Origin of the sequence: Staphylococcus pasteuri, from assembly GCF_003970495.1 — a bacterium.
GTDB lineage: Bacteria > Bacillota > Bacilli > Staphylococcales > Staphylococcaceae > Staphylococcus > Staphylococcus pasteuri.
The window spans coordinates 1-17855 of sequence record NZ_RXWW01000005.1 but is presented as its reverse complement, the minus strand read 5'-3'; the positions used below and the strand labels follow the sequence as shown (position 1 = coordinate 17855).

The 17855-nt window shown below is 31.9% G+C and carries 21 protein-coding genes; all 21 read right to left on the bottom strand.

Features of this window, described 5'->3' with window-relative positions:
- Positions 1-44: 44 nt before the first annotated feature.
- Positions 45-1010, bottom strand: coding sequence for a ribose-phosphate diphosphokinase (locus CD121_RS00675; protein ID WP_017638140.1), 966 nt, complete (start codon positions 1008-1010; stop codon positions 45-47).
- Between the two features lie 104 nt (positions 1011-1114).
- Complete coding sequence (gene glmU, locus CD121_RS00670) at positions 1115-2479, bottom strand: bifunctional UDP-N-acetylglucosamine diphosphorylase/glucosamine-1-phosphate N-acetyltransferase GlmU (protein WP_119622394.1); 1365 nt, start codon at positions 2477-2479, stop codon at positions 1115-1117.
- A gap of 319 nt (positions 2480-2798) precedes the next feature.
- Entirely contained in the window at positions 2799-3101 is a 303-nt protein-coding gene (gene spoVG / locus CD121_RS00665; protein WP_029056247.1) for a septation regulator SpoVG, read from the bottom strand.
- A gap of 71 nt (positions 3102-3172) precedes the next feature.
- Complete coding sequence (locus CD121_RS00660) at positions 3173-3547, bottom strand: RidA family protein (protein ID WP_126567268.1); 375 nt, start codon at positions 3545-3547, stop codon at positions 3173-3175.
- A 16-nt stretch (positions 3548-3563) separates the two neighbouring features.
- Positions 3564-4388 carry a pur operon repressor gene (gene purR, locus CD121_RS00655; RefSeq protein ID WP_026083525.1) on the bottom strand — a complete coding sequence of 275 codons (825 nt, stop codon included), beginning with the start codon at positions 4386-4388 and terminating at the stop codon, positions 3564-3566.
- A 13-nt stretch (positions 4389-4401) separates the two neighbouring features.
- A complete protein-coding gene (ispE, locus tag CD121_RS00650) occupies positions 4402-5250 on the bottom strand; it encodes a 4-(cytidine 5'-diphospho)-2-C-methyl-D-erythritol kinase (protein WP_017638145.1) in 849 nt (282 codons plus the stop codon).
- 300 nt (positions 5251-5550) lie between these two features.
- Positions 5551-5814 (bottom strand): biofilm formation stimulator Veg, encoded by a 264-nt coding sequence (gene veg, locus CD121_RS00645; protein WP_002451728.1) that lies wholly within the window; start codon positions 5812-5814, stop codon positions 5551-5553.
- Positions 5815-5913: 99 nt separating this feature from the next.
- Positions 5914-6804 carry a 16S rRNA (adenine(1518)-N(6)/adenine(1519)-N(6))-dimethyltransferase RsmA gene (gene rsmA / locus CD121_RS00640; RefSeq protein ID WP_017638146.1) on the bottom strand — a complete coding sequence of 297 codons (891 nt, stop codon included), beginning with the start codon at positions 6802-6804 and terminating at the stop codon, positions 5914-5916.
- A gap of 4 nt (positions 6805-6808) precedes the next feature.
- Complete coding sequence (gene rnmV / locus CD121_RS00635) at positions 6809-7357, bottom strand: ribonuclease M5 (RefSeq protein WP_126567267.1); 549 nt, start codon at positions 7355-7357, stop codon at positions 6809-6811.
- A 142-nt stretch (positions 7358-7499) separates the two neighbouring features.
- Entirely contained in the window at positions 7500-8276 is a 777-nt protein-coding gene (locus tag CD121_RS00630) for a TatD family hydrolase (RefSeq protein WP_017638148.1), read from the bottom strand.
- A gap of 28 nt (positions 8277-8304) precedes the next feature.
- Complete coding sequence (metG, locus tag CD121_RS00625) at positions 8305-10275, bottom strand: methionine--tRNA ligase (RefSeq protein WP_017638149.1); 1971 nt, start codon at positions 10273-10275, stop codon at positions 8305-8307.
- Positions 10276-10503: 228 nt separating this feature from the next.
- Entirely contained in the window at positions 10504-11343 is an 840-nt protein-coding gene (gene rsmI, locus CD121_RS00620) for a 16S rRNA (cytidine(1402)-2'-O)-methyltransferase (protein ID WP_017638150.1), read from the bottom strand.
- Between the two features lies 1 nt (position 11344).
- Positions 11345-11593: a GIY-YIG nuclease family protein gene (locus CD121_RS00615; protein ID WP_017638151.1), complete on the bottom strand. Its 249-nt coding sequence runs from the start codon at positions 11591-11593 to the stop codon at positions 11345-11347.
- Entirely contained in the window at positions 11586-12311 is a 726-nt protein-coding gene (locus CD121_RS00610; RefSeq protein WP_017638152.1) for a tRNA1(Val) (adenine(37)-N6)-methyltransferase, read from the bottom strand. Before CD121_RS00610 ends, CD121_RS00615 begins: the two co-directional genes overlap by 8 nt.
- A 94-nt stretch (positions 12312-12405) precedes the next feature.
- Entirely contained in the window at positions 12406-12753 is a 348-nt protein-coding gene (gene yabA, locus CD121_RS00605; protein WP_126567266.1) for a DNA replication initiation control protein YabA, read from the bottom strand.
- Positions 12754-12769: 16 nt separating this feature from the next.
- On the bottom strand, positions 12770-13573 hold the full coding sequence (locus CD121_RS00600) for a PSP1 domain-containing protein (protein WP_017638154.1): 804 nt from the start codon (positions 13571-13573) through the stop codon (positions 12770-12772).
- Positions 13574-14500 (bottom strand): DNA polymerase III subunit, encoded by a 927-nt coding sequence (locus CD121_RS00595; RefSeq protein ID WP_117238878.1) that lies wholly within the window; start codon positions 14498-14500, stop codon positions 13574-13576.
- A gap of 178 nt (positions 14501-14678) precedes the next feature.
- Positions 14679-15008 (bottom strand): cyclic di-AMP receptor DarA, encoded by a 330-nt coding sequence (darA, locus tag CD121_RS00590; RefSeq protein ID WP_126567265.1) that lies wholly within the window; start codon positions 15006-15008, stop codon positions 14679-14681.
- Positions 15009-15042: 34 nt separating this feature from the next.
- On the bottom strand, positions 15043-15654 hold the full coding sequence (tmk, locus tag CD121_RS00585; protein ID WP_108000271.1) for a dTMP kinase: 612 nt from the start codon (positions 15652-15654) through the stop codon (positions 15043-15045).
- Between the two features lie 2 nt (positions 15655-15656).
- On the bottom strand, positions 15657-16994 hold the full coding sequence (locus tag CD121_RS00580; RefSeq protein WP_126567264.1) for an aminotransferase class I/II-fold pyridoxal phosphate-dependent enzyme: 1338 nt from the start codon (positions 16992-16994) through the stop codon (positions 15657-15659).
- Positions 16995-17029: 35 nt separating this feature from the next.
- Complete coding sequence (locus CD121_RS00575; RefSeq protein WP_017638159.1) at positions 17030-17557, bottom strand: GNAT family N-acetyltransferase; 528 nt, start codon at positions 17555-17557, stop codon at positions 17030-17032.
- Positions 17558-17855 lie beyond the last annotated feature (298 nt).

The following is a 17855-nucleotide window of genomic DNA, read 5'->3' as shown; positions in this document are numbered from 1 at the left end:
ATTATACACGCTTAAAACATTTTCGTCAAACGCATTTAACAATTTTAGTCGAATAATACACTAACTGATTCTCTTTCATATACACGAATAATAGCTTTACTAATTAAACCTGCAACTGAAAGTTCTTTCGTATTTGTTGGTTTACGACTTTCTTCTAATTGAATTGAGTTCGTAACGATTAATTCTTTAATTGCTGAATTTTCGATACGTTCTTTAGCTGGACCTGATAATACAGGGTGTGTACAACATGCATATACTTCTTTAGCACCTTTATCTTTAAGTGATTGAGCTGCTAAAGTAATTGTACCTGCTGTATCAATAATATCATCAATAATGATGGCTGTTCTTCCTTCAATATCGCCCACAATGTTCATTACTTCAGCCACATTTGGTTTTGGACGACGTTTATCAATAATAGCAATTGGAGTTTTTAAAATGTCTGCCAATTTACGTGCTCTCGTTACACCACCATGATCAGGTGAAACAACAACACATTCTTCTGGATTAATAGCAGGATCATTTTGGAAATGTTGCGCTAAAATAGGTACACCCATTAAATGATCAATTGGAATATCAAAGAAACCTTGGATTTGTGGCGCATGTAAATCTAATGCGATCATGCGATTTGCTCCTGCAGTTTCGATTAAGTTTGCTACTAATTTAGCAGTAATAGGTTCACGACTACGTGCTTTTCTATCTTGACGAGCATAACCGTAATAAGGCACTACGATGTTAATATTTGCCGCCGATGCACGTTTACAAGCATCAATCATAATAAGTAATTCCATTAGATGTAGATTAACTGGGTATGAAGTAGGTTGGATGATAAAAACATCACAACCACGGATACTTTCTTCTATATTGATTTGAATTTCTCCATCACTGAAACGTTTTACAGAACATTTTCCTAATTCAATACCTACATGGTCTGCTACTTCCTGTGCTAAAGGTTCATTACCTTTAAGTGAAAAAATCTTTAGCGATGAATTCTTATATTCATTATTTAACATTTATAGTCCTCCAATTATTTACTTACACATCTACTATTATATAGAAAAATAAACTTGATTACTATGACAAAAGTCTAAATCCTATGTTTACATATTCATTTCAATTATTTCTTATCGTTGTTTAAATAGCCCTCTTTATTTACTTGTCTTGCTCTCGCTAATGCTAAACTTTCATTTGGAATATCATCAGTTATCGTTGAACCAGCAGCTATTAACGAATGATCACCTACTGTTACTGGAGCAACTAAATTGGTGTTACAACCGATAAAGGCATCTTTTCCAATAATCGTTTTAAATTTATTCACGCCATCGTAATTAACGGTAATAGAACCACAACCGATATTCGTACGTTCGCCTATTTCGGCATCGCCAATATAACTTAGATGTGACACTTTAGAACCATCTTTAAGTTCAGCTTTTTTCACTTCTACAAAGTTACCTACTTTAACTTCTGCACCTAATTGAGAACCTGGTCTTAATTGTGCAAATGGGCCTACATTCGTATATTTGCCTACTTGAGACTCATTGATGACTGATTGTTTAATATTTGCATAAGAATCAATGACACTGTCATTAATTTCTGAATATTGACCAATCTTAACTTCTTCACCAATTACAGTTTTACCATTAATTCTGACACCGGGTTCAATTATTGTATCCATACCTATTTTTACATCAGGTCCAATAAACGTACTTGCTGGATCAATAATTGTAACCCCATTTCTCATATGAAATAGATTTAAGCGCTTTTGTAATGCTTTCTCAGCTTGACTTAGCATGACTCTATCATTTACGCCAATAATTTCTTCAAAGTCATCTGTATGATATGTACTTGCTTTACCATTATCTTTAAGAATTAAAGAAATGACATCAGGTAGATAATATTCTTGTTGCACATTATCATTCTTAACTTGATCTAATTTTTCAAATAAGGTTTTATTATCAAATGCAAAGATACCTGAACTAATTTCAGTAATTGCTTTTTCTTCGTTGTTAGCGTCTTTTTCCTCTACTATTCTCAATAATTGTCCTTCGTTATCTTTAATTACTCTTCCATAACCTTTTGGGTCATTAGCTGTAGCTGTTAAAACAGTAGCTTTGGATTGGGATGATTCATGTTGTTCGATTAAAGATTTTAGTGTTTCAGCTGTGATAAGTGGTGTATCTCCACACACAACCAATGTTGTACCCTCGTTATTTCTTAAATGCTCTTCTGCCATTTTCACTGCATGTGCTGTACCAAGTTGTTGATCTTGATAGCTATACAATGATTGATTACCTAATGTTTCTTTCACACTTTCAGCACCGTGTCCAACGATTGTTATAAGCTGGTTCACGCCTGATTGTTGAACATTATTAACTACATGTTCAATCATTGATTTGCCAGCAATTTCATGTAGCACTTTATATTTTTTTGATTTCATTCTTGTGCCCTTGCCTGCTGCCAATATTATCGCATGTCTTTGCATGAATGCTAACCCTCCATAAAATATACACTTCTCTACTATTATAATTTAACCGCTATCACTCTTTCAACATATAACCTATTTAGATGAAATACTTATTATGTGCTACTCACTTACAAAACCATGAATAATTTACTTAATGTTAGTTGTTATGGTGTTGATTTTAATGCTTAAATTTTTAAGTAAGTTCAAATGATTAAAACATTTAATGAAGAGGGACAAAATATACTTGAAAGTAAATGTTATATTTTAAAAGTAGTCCTAAAAACAAAAACAGAGTCAACATAGTATAATATGTTGACTCTGTAAAATATGTTTATATTTAAGCTTCGTCAGATTCATCTGATGTTGCATTTTTATCAGGAATGACTTCATCAGTTTCATCATATACTTTCATCACTGCATCTTGAATTTCTTGTCTCATTTCTGAGTTAATTGGATGCGCGATGTCGCGGAATTCACCATCTGGTGTACGTTTACTTGGCATTGCGACAAAAAGACCTGAGTTTCCTTCAATCACACGTAAGTCATGGATTACAAACGCCTCGTCTAATGTGATAGAAACAAGCGCCTTCATTCTACCATCTGTATCTATTTTTCTAAGTCTAACATCTGTCACTTTCATGTAGTGAGCCCCCCTAGTATATCTTTGTTTTATTAGAAGCTTGACAATTGCTCAAAAGAAAATTATATCCTTTATTTAACTTTACTAATTAATTCTATTTCTACTTTAACATCTTTAGGTAGTCTAGCTACTTCTACACAGCTACGTGCTGGTTGATGTTTATCGAAATAACTTCCATATACCTCATTTATATATTGGAAATTATTCATATCAGAAATAAAAATAGTTGTTTTAACAACATTATCTAAATCTGAACCTGCTTCTTTAAGTACCACAAATAAATTTTCTAAAACTTGTTTAGTTTGTTCTTTTACATCATCACTGACAATTTCTCCCTCTAAATTAAGTGGGATTTGACCTGATGTATAAACAAGTCCATTTACTACTGTAGCATGTGAATAAGGTCCTAATGCTTCTGGTGCTTTATTTGTGTTAATTATTTCCATGATGTAATTCGCTCCTTTAAGAAAATTTAGACAAGCTATTGCCTGGTTCTACTTTAAATTCCTGATTATATTCGTCAACATCTGATAGTCTTACCAAGGAAGTATAATCTTCTATTAACCTTTGTTTTACTTCTTTCGATTCTACGAGTACTGATACCCCTTTTACGTGTGCTTTAAACTCATTCATTAAATTCATAACACCGTTGATTGAGCCACCTGCTCTCATAAAATCATCGACGACAAGTACATTAGAATTTTCAGCTAATGTACGCTTAGATAATACCATTGTTTCTATTTTTCTAGACGATCCTGAAACATAATTGATAGAAACTGTAGAACCTTCTGTTACTTTATTATCTTTTCTAATAACTACTACAGGTAAATTTAATACGTTTGCTACTGCATTAGCAAGCGATATACCTTTCGTAGCAATCGTGACTACAGCATCTAGTTGTTCGTTCATATAAATACTCGCTATCAATTTACCTACCTTATTTAATAATGTAGGGTTTCCGACTAAGTCTGATAAGAATAAATAACCGCCTGGCAACAATCTATCTTTCTCATCTAGTAATGAAATAACTTCATTTACAACTTCAGTCGCTTCTTCCTTACTCATCATCGGTTTATATGTTACGCCTCCACTTGCTCCTGCTGTAGTCGTAACTGTTCCCAATGCTTCTTTTTGAAATGTACTTTTAATAATTTGTACATCCTCACTAATTGAAGATTTTGCCTGTTCAAACTTATCTACGAAAAATGTTAAAGGAATCAATTTATTCGGGTGGTTCATCAAATATTGTGTCATAAACACAATTCGTTCACTTCTTTTATACCTCATCATTTCAACCCTTCTATCCTAATAATCTAACTAAATATACTTCGTTACAACATCCGTTTACAGCATTATAAATATTTTTGGCTTGGCTTTCTTTTTGTGCTAAACCATAAACTGTTGGTCCACTACCACTCATCAAAGCTCCGTCTGCACCACATTGCAACATATTTTCTTTTATCTTTTTAATTTCTGGGTGCATCTCCATCGAAATAGGTTCTAATCTATTAGATAAACTGGCGCATAACTTGTCATAGTCCGAAAATTTTAACGCTTCTATACAATCTTGAGTATATACTTCATGACTATAATTTAAATCCAACGCTTTAAATACATCTGGTGAAGAAATGCCAATATTCGGCTTTGCTAATACAACCCAGGCAGAAGGTGGTTTGTTTAAAAATGACACCTTTTCACCTCGACCAGTACAATAAGCAGTCTTGTTATATATACAAAATGAAACATCAGTTCCAATTTTGTTACCTAATGTACACAGTTCATCCAAAGATATATTTAAATTATATAAACGATTCATACCTCTCATAGTGGCAGCTGCATCTGCTGAACCACCTGCTAAGCCAGCTGATACCGGAATATCTTTATCAATCGTAATTGTCACGCCTTGTTTCAAATCATATGTTCTTGTCATTAATTCAGCAGCTTTATATGCTAAATTCTTATGATCATCGGTTACAAAATTATGTTCGATTTCAACCACAATTTTGTTATCTTTTCTCTTTTGAAAAGAAAGTCGATCATTTAAATCAACTGTAGTCATAATCATCTCAATCTCGTGATAGCCATCTTCTCTTTTAAAAAGTGTATCGAGCGTAAAATTTATTTTGGCAGGTGCCGTTTCATATATCATTTTTCCGCCCTCTCTTCGTAATCTTAATAAGATGATTTTAACATAAAGGACTAAAAGATTTGATAGTTAATGTTCATTTTTTTCATAAATAATTATATCAATCATTCTTAGAATATATTAAAAATGAATTAAATCAATGATTATCAATAATTCATCTTCACTTATTTAAAATTTAAGAAAGTATTTTAAGATTTAAAACAAAAAAAGAGTATTGAACATCTCGCTCAATACTCACCTTAATATGATATAAAACTTAAAATGATAGTGTAGTCATAACTACAACTATATTATTATGTCTATTTAGTGTGCAATTGCTTCTTGATGATTATCTTCTTCAAATGAAACTTGTACGTTCTCTGTTAATACATCAGTGTATGTATAAGATACTCTTTCGAAGTTATGCTTATCTTGGTCTAGTTCAACAACAAATACTGATGGGTATGTCTCTTTTAACACACCAGAACGTTCGATTGTTTTCTTACGACCACCATTGGCTTTAAGTACAATACGATTTCCTAAATGACAATCAATAGAATTTTTGATGTCCAAAATTGATTTTGGCATATTGCTCCACCTCGCTACAAGTGTTATATTACCATGTTTGTAGCGTTTTTGTCAAATAAAACTAAAATTTTATCAAGGTACGAAAGCTTTGTCAACAATTTAATTTACTAATTCTGGAAAATTATCCATTTCTTTATATAACATAGCAAAATCTTGAATTGACAATGTTTCTCCGCGTCGTCTAGGATCGATACCAGCTTTTTCTAACCAATTTAATATACTTTCTTTATGCTGTTTACCATCTTTAAAGAAATTTTGATAATTATTATTAATCGTTTTACGACGTTGTGCAAATGCGGCCTTTGCTAGCTTGAAGAATGCTTCTTCATCATCAACATCTACTAATGGTGTTTCTCTTTGCATTAACTTAACCACAATAGAGTCTACATTGGGTGGTGGCATAAATACTGTTTTAGGAACTGTAAGTACTTTACTTGTTTCTGTATAGTATTGCGTCACAATAGATAATGAACCGTATGCTTTAGTACCTACTTCAGCATTCAAACGTTCGCCGACTTCTTTTTGCATCATCACAACATATCCATCGATAGGTATGTCTTGTTGCATTAAATTAAGTAATATAGGTGTCGTTATATAATATGGTAAATTAGCAACGACCATAATTTTATCACAATCGTTTAAGTGTTCACTAACCGCCGATGCAATATCCGCTTTCAAAATATCTTCGTTAATAATCGTCACATTATCATATGGCGCTAACGTCTCTTTGAGTACAGGTATAAGTCGATGATCAATTTCAAATGACATGACTTTCTTAGCATGTTTCGCTAATTGTTCTGTCAGAGAACCCATTCCAGGTCCAACCTCTATGATGCCTGTACTTTTATCAATATTACTAGCATCAATAATTTTGTTAATTATATTTACATCGATAAGAAAGTTTTGACCTAAACTTTTCTTAAAATCAAATCCATATTGATTTAATAATGCTCTTGTTCGCGATGGCGTTGCTATATCTTTATGATCCATATCATCATTCACTTCCCTTATCTTCATTTAATGCTTGTCTTACATCATCTTCATTATACCCAAAGGCATTTAATTTTTTTAATAATTGTTTACCATTCGAATGTCCAATATGTAATTTTCGGCCTAAGACTTCACGTCTTCTTCGTGCATCCTTACCTATAATTAGTCCTAATTCTATGAGCACACTTTTATCAATAGATTCTTCAGCTTCTTCAAATGGAGAACTTACGTACATGAGTGCCTCTCTTATATCCTCAACTTGAGCATGTTCAACACCTATTTTGCCTCTTTTATTTTTAGCCTTTTCTCTATCAATATAAGCATGTTTTACTCCAGGGACACGGTCCTTAATTGTGTTTCTAATTTTATCCCCAGGAAAATCTGGATCAGTTAGTATAATCACACCGCGTGTTTCTTGCGCTTGTTTAATAACAGCGATGACCTCTTCATCTACTGCGCTACCATTTGTTTCAATTGTATCGCATTCAACTGCAGATTTTACACGTTGTGTGTCGTCCCTGCCTTCTACTACTATAAATTCATTTATTTTCATATTTTAATTCCTTCTTCAAAAGTAATTAACTGTAAGCTCTTTATATTTTAACAAAATATGATTAATCACACTGCCTACAGTCTTAATTTAATAAAAACTGAGAAAGATATCCAATGAAATGATACCTTTCTCAGTTTAACAATTATGCTTTATTTAACTTAAATAATCTTTCAGCATTTTCAGTTGTTTGCTTACAAACTTCTTCATAAGTCATATCGCGTAATTCTGCAATTTGTTGCGCTACTAATGTCACGCGTTGTGGTTCATTACGTTTACCTCTGTATGGATGAGGAGATAAATATGGTGCATCCGTTTCAACTAATAGTCGATCCATAGGCACGTGTTGAGCTACTTCTTTAGGTTGTTTTGCATTCTTAAATGTCACTGGACCACCTAATGAAACGTAGAAATTTAATTTATTGATAACAACATCAGCAATTTCTGGTGATGCACTAAAACTATGCATAATACCGCCAACTTCTTCAGCGTGTTCTTCCATTAAAATATCCACACAATCTTGTGTCGCTTCACGATTATGAATAATAATTGGTAATTTCACACGTTTAGCTAAAGCAATTTGCTTTCTAAATACTTCTTTTTGAACATCGGCAGGTGATTTATCCCAATGATAATCTAGACCCATTTCTCCAATACCAATTATTTTCGGATGTTTTGCTAAGTTTTCAATCCACTCTAATCTTTCTTCTGTACAATCAATTGCGTCTACAGGATGCCAACCGATAATACCATAGATGAATTCATATTGGTCTATTAACTCCATCGTACGTTCAATTGTAGGTGTATCAAACCCTACAACGAACATGCGATCAACACCATCTTCTCTAGCACGAGTAATGACATCTTTTAAATCTTCATCATATTGTTCATCATTTAAATGAACGTGTGTATCAATTAACATGATTATCCCCCTTATTTAATAGAATATCTTACTTAACGATTGCCCCATTTGGAATAGCATTAGGTAAGCTAATAAGTGTTAAGACACCATCTTTTTCAGCTGATAAAATCATACCTTCTGATTTTTGTCCCATTAATTTCGCTGGTTTTAAATTAGTAACTACTGCTACTTTTTTACCAATGATATCTTCTGGACGATAAAATTTAGCAATACCTGATACTATTTGTCTTTGTTCATTATCTAAATCTATTTGAATTTTTAATAGTTTATCTGATTTTTTAACATTTTCTGCATCAACAATTGTTGCAGCTTTAATTTCTACTTTATCAAAATCTTTAATATCAATAATATCTTTACTTGGAACTGATTCTTGTTCTGTTGATTTTGGTGGTTGCATTGATTCTTTAATATATGCAATTTCCGCTTCAGTATCTAGTCTTGGGAAAATTGGTGTTGGTTTAGCTGTAACAGTAATAGGTTCAGTTAATGCACCGTATGTTTCTAAACTAGAGAATTCAGTTAGTTCTGGATTATTGATATTTAATTGTTTAAATATTTCTTTTGGTGCATGTGTAATGAATGGACGTAATAATACTGATGCAAAACGAATATTTTCAACTAAGTGTGCCATTACATTACCAAGCATGTCTTTTTGACTTTCATCTTTAGCTAAAACCCAAGGCGTTGTTTCATCAATATATTTATTAGTACGACTAATAAATTTCCAAACTGTTGATAAAGCAACTGAGAATTGTAAACTATCCATATTTTCATGGAATTCTTTAACTGTTTCCAATGCCATTGCTTCCATATCTTCATCTAATTCATGTTTAGGGCCTTGATATGCAGGTAGTTCTCCTTGGAAATATTTATTAATCATAGAAATAGTACGATTAACTAAGTTACCTAAGTCATTAGCTAAATCATAATTTGTTCTTTCAACAAATGCTTCTGGCGTGAATACGCCATCTGAACCAAATGGTAATTCTCTCATTAAATAATAACGAGTAGCATCTAGACCATAGCGATCAATCAGTACGTTAGGATCAACGACATTCCCTTTAGATTTACTCATTTTACCGTCTTTCATTAGAATCCAACCATGAGCAAATACCTTTTTAGGTAATGGTAAGTCTAAAGCCATTAGTAAAATAGGCCATATAATTGAATGGAATCTTACAATTTCTTTAGCCATTAAGTGTATATCAGCTGGCCAATATTTATTAAATAATGTTTCATCATCTGATAAATAACCTAGGGATGAAATATAGTTTACAAGTGCATCAATCCATACATAAACCACATGTTTTGGATTTGAAGGCACACTTACGCCCCAATTAAATGATGTACGTGATACCGCTAAGTCTTCCAACCCTGGTTTAATAAAGTTATTAATCATTTCATTCTTTCTTGAAGGTGGTTGAATAAAGTCTGGATTTTGATCATAAAATTCTAGTAATCGATCAGTATATTTCTTAATATTGAAGAAATAACTTTCTTCTTTAACTAATTCTACTTCATGACCTGAATCCGGGCTTTTACCGCCAACAATTTTACCGTTTTCATATACTGGTTCAACAAGTTGTGATTCTGTATAATATGTTTCATCTGGTACAGAATACCAACCTTCATATTCACCAAGATAAATATCGCCTTGTTTTAATAAACGCTCAAATACTTTTTCAACGACTTGTTTGTGGCGTTCTTCAGTAGTTCGAATAAAATCATCATTAGAAATTTCTAATTTATCCCATAAGTTTTTAATTCCGGCAATCATTTCATCTAAATATTCTAATTCTGTTTTGCCGGCTTTTTGTGCTTTTTCTTGAATTTTTTGACCATGCTCGTCAGTACCTGTTAAATATCGAACATCGTAACCTTGCATTCTTTTATATCTAGCAATTACGTCACCTGCTACAGTAGAATATGCGTGACCTATATGCAAGTTGCCACTTGGATAATAAATTGGTGTTGTTATATAAAATGTATCTTTAGCCATCAATGGTCCTCCTCGTTTCTTACAAATTAAATGATATCTAAATTTATTTTGCTTTTCAATTGTGTACCGTTAGTACGTTTATTTACTCATTTCAAATATTTGTTACTAAACAATTGGTTAATATTATCTTTACTACAATACCATAATTTAAAGCATTATTGTGTTGAAACTCTCTATTATTTAATCGTTTATAATATGTGCTATCTATTTTTTAATATTGAGCTACTTTTAATCAATATGATGATAAATATTATAAATTTCGCTTGTTTTACTTTGTCGATCTTCTGCAACCATTTTAATAGCTGCTTTGGTTTTAACACTTTTTTCTTTTATATAATAATTCACATGTTCCTCGACAGACATATCTTCAAACCATAATGTTGAGATTTCAGCTTCAGCGCCCTCAATTAAGATTACAAATTCTCCCTTTAATGGAATATCATTGTTTTGCACCTTAGTCAATAAAGTTTCCACATCTGCTGTAACAATTTCCTCAAATTTTTTAGTTAACTCTCGTCCTAGTGAAACTTGGCGATGGTTATCAACTTTAGCAATGGATTTTAATGTATCTGTCACTCTGTGTGGAGATTCATATATAATAAGTGTACTATTTTGATACATACGTTCTGAAAGAATATTAACTTTATCTTTGTCTTTTCTAGGTAAAAAGCCTAAAAATGTATATGTAAAAGATGGTAATCCACTTGCCATTAATGCCGTTAAACCAGCATTCGGTCCTGGTATGGTTTCTACTTTAATATTCTGTTTTCGTGCTTCAACTACTAATTCATACCCAGGATCACTGATTAGCGGTAACCCTGCATCAGACACTAAAGCTATATTCAAACCTGATAATAATTGTTCTATCATATATTCAGTTTGTTGATCTTTATTATGTTCATGATAAGATTTCAAAGGTGTCTTAATCTCATAATGATTACATAGTTTACGTGTAACTCTTGTATCTTCACATGCAATTAAATCTACTTGATGGAGTGTATCTATTGCACGATAAGTAATGTCAGCTAAATTACCTATTGGCGTTCCGACTAAATATAATGTAGACATATTATCCCTCTTTAATCATTCTTAATTTCTTTTGTCTAGTGAAGGTCTTAATTTCATATTCACGTTTTAATGCTTCTGATTTGGTCGAATATGTTTCTTGATAAACTAACTCTACCGGACGTCTTATTTTTGTATATTTGGCACCTTTACCTTCATTATGTTTCGCTACACGTGCTTTTATATCTTTAGCATACCCTGTATATAGACTTCCATCTTTACATTTTACAATATAAACAAAATGTTTATCCATAATATATACCCTTCATTTCTTCTGAATACATCCCATCCTTTTGATAAATATAAAATGGGGGTGTAATATCCAAACCTTGATTTCCTGATTTTCTTCCTTCAACTAAAATGGTTTGAGCGTCTCTATCCAATTTACTATAAACTAATGTTAGACGTTTAGGTTCAATATTTGCGCGTCGCATTTCAGTTAGAACATCCATCATTCTTTCAGCTCTATGAACCATATATAATCTGCCACCTTGTTTCAATAAATGTCTAGCTGCCATTAAGCAATCTTCTAATTTACATAAGATTTCATGTCTAGCAATTTTATGAGCTTCCTTTTGATGTTGATGTAATTGATTTTCTTTAAAATATGGTGGATTACATGTAACAACAGAATATTGAGATGGTTTAAAATGTTGGAATACACTTTTGACATCCATTTGATGCATATAAAGTCGATCGTCTAGTTGATTATATTTAAAACTTCGTTGAGCCATATCTACAAGTTGTGGTTGAATTTCAATGCCTTCAATAGGTTGATTACCTTTATATGATAGAAGTAATGGTATTACGCCATTTCCTGAACATATATCTATGACTTTATCTTTTTTCCTAATTTCTGCAAAATCGCCTAGTAACAATGCATCAGTTGAAAAGGAAAATACATCATCATTTTGAATTATTTTTAAGTTTTCTTTGATTAGTGAATCTAACCTCTCATTATCCTTTAGCATTTATCTTTCTCCTAAAAAAGGGACGCTGTTATATCGTAGTAATTCATTGTCTACTCATAACACATCCCTATCGTCTTTCTAATATCAAAAATGTTTAATCACTTAATACATTTAAACATAATAAGCAATCTTCACCATGTCTATGTTTACCAAATAACTCACCTTTGCAAATATGAAATCCTTCTTTATATAACATTGCTAAGTTATCTTTACTAGGTAGTGGTTTTTTTACATTTTTAGTTTGGTGTGAGTTAACAGTTTCTGAATTTGAACTTTCACTCTTATCCATTAATTGTTTTAAATTATCATTTTCTACTTGAAGCGCTACATTTTCTTCAACAAGTGCTACTGCTAAATCTTTTAAATCAGACATATCCTCATTAAGTTGATTCACATTTGTTTCTAAGCGCATCAATTTTTCAAACAACTCATTCCGATTCAAAGGTGGTTAAACCTCCTTAATTAAATGCTTCAATTTCTTCCATTTTATATTCTAACGGTTGCTCCATGCCTTCTACTTTAACTTGCATGGATATATCTAAAATATTCAATCCAACAACTTGGCCATTACCATCTGGCGTTTCAATTGAATCACCTACATCTGGTAATTGGGCACGTGCTTCTTCATAATAGTCATTCTCATATTTTAAACAGCACATTAAACGTCCGCATGCACCAGATATTTTGGCGGGATTTAACGATAAGTTTTGATCTTTAGCCATTTTTATGGATACTGGTTCAAAATCTCCTAAAAATGTAGAACAACAAAGAGAACGACCACACGGACCTATGCCACCTAATAATTTAGCTTCGTCGCGTACTCCAATTTGTCTTAATTCGATTCTCGTTTTTAAATTTTGTGCTAATACTTTAACTAACTTTCTAAAATCAATACGATCATCTGCAGTGAAATTGAATATAACTTTTGATTTATCTAACGTGTATTCACAGTTTACTAATCTCATATCCAATCCCTGTTGACTTACTACATCTTTACATAATGCTAATGCCTCTTCGGCATCATCTGCATTACTATAGTATGTGTCTATATCTTGTTGTGAAGCTACTCTCATAACTTCTTTCAATGGAAGAGTTACATCACCTTCATCAACTGATCGTGTCGGCATTTTAACCAATCCGATTTCTATACCACGTTTAGATTCTACTACTACCCAATCATCTTTTTTAATCTGTAAATCCTTAGGCGCATAATATTCTAATTTCCCAGCCTTTTGAAACTGTACTCCTATTACATCTGGCATCTATCTCACACCTTTAATCACTATTTGTTCAAATACAAGTGTTGGGTTTACATTTTGATTTAACTTTTTATGTGCTTCTGTTAATTGATCGTACATCAATATAAGTTGGTTATATGTTAAATGTTTTGCATATTTTTCTATCTCAACACTTAGGTCGCTAAATATATATTCACTATTCATTTCTACTTTTGCATGCATAATATCCTCAAAAAATCCATTCACTGAAGCTAACGTTAATAACTGTAATTTACGGTTTTTAGCCTGTTTCAATAAATCAATAATACCAATCAAGGCCATTGAACGATTTGATAATAATAATTCACACCATCTAACGATACTCTTTCTTAAACTCATAAGATCATATTCTTCATTTAAATTGAATGCAGTTTCTGCTTGAGTCGTGAAAGTACTTAACATTTCAGCAACTGGACGTGATATTGACTGCTCAACTAAATAATCAATGAATTGTCCTTTATCAATAGGTTTAAAATAAACATGTTGGCATCTTGAATGTATAGTATCTAAAATCTGTTCCGGCTTTGTAGATAATAATATTGCAATCGTATTTTGAGGTGGTTCCTCCAAGAATTTTAATATACTATTTTCACCTTGAACAGTTAATTTTTCAAAATCTTCAACAATATAAACTTTATACTCACCTTCTATAGGTAGTTGATTCATATGATGAACAAGTTGTTCGATGGCTTCCTTTTTTATAGTACTTTCTTCACTAGAGACATACAAAAAATCAGGATGGTTGAATGTACTAACTTTAACCTTGCACTGTTCATTATCATTACATAAAATCATCTTAGCAAAGTTCATAGCAACATTTTGCATAGATTGTGCATCATCACCTTCGAAAAGATAAGCATGCGATAATTTATTCGAATCATATGCATTGGTTAATTGCTGTTGTTCATCCATTTAGATATCTCTCCTATATCTTCTTATATAAAAAGACTGCTAAAAAAGCAGTCTCAAATTGTTAAATACTTTTTGTTGAAACTAATAAATAAAATTAAAACACAACATTATCTGCATATGCTTAATTCGGGGATGATATAAAAAGTAAATAGTCATACCCCTATTTTATTAGTTCGATTTAAAATTGATGGAATGCTTCAATAGGGATTACAAATACCGTAGCACCGCCAACTTCAACTTCTACTGGATATGGTATGTAAGAATCTGCACTACCACCCATTGGTGTAATTGGTGATACTAGTTGTTCTCTATTACCACATGTATTATTAATCACTGATAATAAGTCGTCTACACGGTCATCATTGACCCCACATAAAAACGTCGTATTTCCAGCTTTTAAAAACCCACCTGTTGTTGCTAATTTAGTTGCTCTAAAATCATTTTTGACAAGTTGGTCTGAAAGTTCTTGGCTGTCTTGGTCTTGGACGATTGCTATAATCATCTTCATTTTTATAACACCTCTTTCAATTATTATATCACAATTATTTTAAATATTTGATGATAGATTTGTATGTAGCTGCAACAACTTCATCGAGAGGTTGATCAGCGTCTATTTGAACAAAACGTTGGGGTTCATTTTCTATTATTTGATGATAGCCCTCAATCACTTTTTCATGAAAATCAATATCTTCTTGATCCAAACGATTTTGACTTCTACTGTTTTTTAAAATTCTTTCACGACCTACTTCGGCAGAAACATCTAAATATATTGTTAAATCTGGATATAATCCATTAATTGCGAATTCATTTAAAGACTTTACCTCTTCAATACCAATACCTCTAGCATATCCTTGATAAGCTAATGAACTATCGATATATCTATCACACAAAACAATCTGTTTATTTTTTAATGCTGGAATCACTTTTTCTACTAGATGTTCACGTCTTGATGCTGCAAAAAGCATTGCTTCAGTACGAATATCCATGTGATTGCCTTCTAGCACGACTTTTCTTATCTCTTCACCCGTTGGTACGCCACCTGGTTCACGAGTTGAAATAACATCATAAGTTTGAGCCAATTTTTTTGTTACTTCTTTTATAACCGTAGTTTTACCTGAACCTTCTGGCCCTTCAAATGTTATAAATGCTGACATTTTTATTCATCCTTAATTAAAATTTGATTATCTTTTATACCTTCAACTTTCATATTTGATTGTTGATATTGATTCATCAATTTTATCATATTTTCAGTAATTTTTTCTCCTTTAAACAAAATCGGAACCCCTGGTGGATATGGAATTATGTGACGTGCTAAACGGTATTCTAATGAATCATTAATATCTATCCATTTAACATCATTATAAAATGTAGGGACAAACTCTCCGCATTCAGTCATAAGTTCAGGATAAAATTGGCTCACTTGCTTAATATCGGGTAATAACATACTGTTTATTTTTTCTAATAATATATTAAATGGATATTCGTCTCCTTGATGCCATAGTGGTAATACAAATAAAACTTGGTAATCATCGGCTAATTCTACGTAAATATGTTCCTTTTCAAACCAGTTTTGTATGTCATATCCAGAATAACCAGGATATGTAATCAACATTTTCAATGGATCATCAACATTATTTACAATAAACCCTTTATTTTCTAGTGTATTCAGTAATAATTCTCTCTTTTCAAAAAAGATATCACTTTGATATTCTTCATAAAATGTATGTGCCATTTCTAAACTTGCCATAACAAGATATGAAGGACTAGATGTTTGAAAATATGATAAATATTGCTTGATTTCTTCTTTATGTGGCGCATCTTTATGTATATATAGTATTGATCCCATCGTTAGTGCTGGTAATGTTTTATGATATGACTGGACTACATAATCCGCTCCATAATTTAAAGAAGAAGTTGGAAAACCTTTCAAATCGAAATGAGCGCCATGTGCTTCATCAATTAATACTGGAATATGTTTTGAATGTAGAAGCTCAATGTCAGATTGGATATCATAAGTTTCACCATAGTAATTAGGATATGTCATAATAGCTAATTTCTGATTATTTAAGTCTAAATCTTGTACCTGTGGAGACAAGTAATGATGTGATGTCGAACTTACTTTCATTTTTGTAAATTTAGCTTTTTGATGGGCTAACTCTAATCCATGAAAAACAGATTTATGTACGTTTCTAGGTATTAAATATTCACCATTTTGATACGCTAATGCTTGTATTACAGACAAAATACCTGACGTTGTACCATTAACTAATAGATAAGCATTATAATCTTGATGTTTATTGAATTGCGCCATGCTATCTAAAATAATTTCTTCTGGATGATGTAAATCATCTAATCCACTTATTTCAGTCATATCCATTTTAAAATCTAAGTTTTTTAATAGACCAATTGTCATATTTTTATGTCCAGGAACATGCATTGAAATACTTTGGTGTGATATTAAATTTTTTAATTGATTGGAAATAGGTTGATTCAAATCATCACTCTTTTCACTATAATTAATTTATACGATTATCTTATATGAGATAAATCATCATCTTGTTGGTTGACCCAATTTCTTTTTAACAATCCCATGACATAACAATCTCTATATTCGCCCCTTGTATAAAAGTGCTCTTTTAATTCACCTTCAATTTCAAAGTTGTTACTTTTATATATGTGCACTGCTTTTTCATTTTTAACATCTACATAGAGATATACCTTGTGCATATTAAGTACTAAAAATGCATAATCTATTGCCATCTTAAACGCTTTTTTAGCGTACCCTCTATTCGCAAATTGAGGATCTACTATAATTAACACCTCGCATGTTCTATGTATAAAATTAATTTCCAATAACTCAACAACACCGATAGATTGTTGGTTTTCTTCAATTACAAAACGTCTTTCAGATTCATCTAAAATATGCTTTTGGTAAAGTGATTCTAGTTCACTTAATGATTGATAGGGTTCCTCAAACCAATAAGACATAATTGAATACTCGTTATTCAAGTTATGTAAATACTGTAAATCTGTTTTTTCTAAAGCTCGTATAATCATCTCTATAGCACTCCTTTAGTACGATATTATTGAATTTTATGTTAAATGTAAATCATTTCATAATAAAAAAGGAAGTTAAGCAACGTTTTATTGCTCGACTTCCATTGGCATTATACTCTATTAAGTTTATGATTCACTAGTTGACGATTTAAAGCGCTTCACTTTTTATGTATAAAAAAAAGAGACCTTACGGTCTCAATGCGGCTCATCGCATCCTATCATTTGCCTGGCAACGTCCTACTCTAGCGGAACGTTAGTCCGACTACCATCGGCGCTAAGGAGCTTAACTTCTGTGTTC